Source organism: Corallococcus caeni (genome assembly GCF_036245865.1).
GTDB lineage: Bacteria > Myxococcota > Myxococcia > Myxococcales > Myxococcaceae > Corallococcus > Corallococcus caeni.
Genome location: NZ_BTTW01000029.1, coordinates 1 through 1,908 on the forward strand (window position 1 = coordinate 1; position 1,908 = coordinate 1,908).

Here is a 1,908-nt window from a genome sequence, read left to right on the forward strand (position 1 = left end):
GTATGGCGGTAGGGGAGCGTCCCAGTTGCAGCGAAGGTGGACTGAAAAGGCCGCTGGAGCGACTGGGAGTGCTGATGCCGAAATGAGTAGCGATAAAGGGGGTGAGAAACCCCCTCGCCGTAAACCCAAGGTTTCCTGGGTCAAGTTAATCTTCCCAGGGTTAGCCGGGTCCTAAGCCGAGGCCGAAAGGCGTAGGTGATGGCAAGCAGGTTAATATTCCTGCGCCATCTTGCAGACGTTGAACTGAGGGAGGACGGAGAAAGCTAGGCGAGCTGACCGGTGGTTGTGTCAGTCTAAAGGCGTAGGGGTGTCGCGTACGAATAAAGGCGCGGCAGTCATCCCCGAGACCCCATGGCGCCCCGCAAGGGGTAAGTCGCTGATGCTCGGCTTCCAAGAAAAGTCCCGCAGGGAGTCTGCAGGGTGTCCGTACCGCAAACCGACACAGGTGGGTGAGGAGAAAATCCTAAGGCGCTTGAGAGAACTCTCCTCCAAGGAACTAGGCAAATTTCCACCGTAACTTCGGAAGAAGGTGGGCCTCTGGTAGGTGTAGGCGTACAGCCGAAGCCGAGAGAGGTTGCAGAGAAATGGCGGTAGCGACTGTTTACCAAAAACACAGGACTCTGCGAAGGCGACAAGCCGACGTATAGGGTCTGACTCCTGCCCGGTGCTGGAAGGTTAAGGGGATTCGTCAGCCGCAAGGCGAAGCGATGATCCGAAGCCCCAGTAAACGGCGGCCGTAACTATAACGGTCCTAAGGTAGCGAAATTCCTTGTCGGGTAAGTTCCGACCTGCACGAATGGAGTAACGACTTCCGCACTGTCTCGGAGAGGGACTCAGCGAAATTGAAATAGCTGTGCCGATGCAGTTTACCCGCAGCAAGACGGAAAGACCCCGTGAACCTTTACTACAACTTGACAGTGACACTAGGGATTGACTGTGTAGGATAGGTGGGAGCCTTTGAAGCCGGGCCGCTAGGTTCGGTGGAGGCAACGGTGAAATACCACCCTGTTGATTTCTGGTGTCTAACCACGTCTCGTCAGCCGGGACTGGGACACTGTCTGGTGGGTAGTTTGACTGGGGCGGTCGCCTCCCAAAAAGTAACGGAGGCGCGCGATGGTTCCCTCAGCCCGATTGGAAACCGGGCGGCGAGTGCAATGGCATAAGGGAGCTTGACTGCGAGACCGACAGGTCGAGCAGGTGCGAAAGCAGGTCATAGTGATCCGGTGGTCCTGAATGGAAGGGCCATCGCTCAACGGATAAAAGGTACTCCGGGGATAACAGGCTTATCTCCCCCAAGAGTTCACATCGACGGGGAGGTTTGGCACCTCGATGTCGGCTCATCGCATCCTGGGGCTGGAGCAGGTCCCAAGGGTTTGGCTGTTCGCCAATTAAAGCGGTACGCGAGCTGGGTTCAAAACGTCGTGAGACAGTTTGGTCCCTATCTGCTGTGGGCGTAGGATACTTGAGAGGCTCTGACCTTAGTACGAGAGGACCGGGTTGGAGGCACCGCTGGTGTACCAGTTGTCTCGCCAGAGGCATCGCTGGGTAGCCATGTGCCGATTGGATAACCGCTGAAAGCATCTAAGCGGGAAACCGACCTCAAGACCAGGTATCCCGGGCGCAAGCCCCTGAAGACTCGTGGAAGACTACCACGTTGATAGGCTGGGTGTGTAAGCGCGGTAACGCGTTAAGCTAACCAGTACTAATAAGTCGAGCGGCTTACTTCCCCCCTTCTCTTGCATGCCCCCACGCGGGGAGTAAGGGACTCGGGGCCAAGGCCGAGGCCAGGACGCCACCATGTGCGTCCGCCCGGAAGACATCAGCTATTCTCAATTGCTTCTTCATCTTCTGAAGAGGCTTCATTCAAGCAGAAGCTTGCAACTTACCCTTCGTATGCACCGTCATTCG

Annotated in this window: 1 rRNA gene; it reads left to right on the forward strand. The window is 56.5% G+C overall.

Annotation, left to right across the window (positions count from 1 at the left end):
• Positions 1-1,727, forward strand: a 23S ribosomal RNA gene (locus tag AABA78_RS38725); the annotation flags it as partial.
• Between the last annotated feature and the right edge of the window lie 181 nt (positions 1,728-1,908).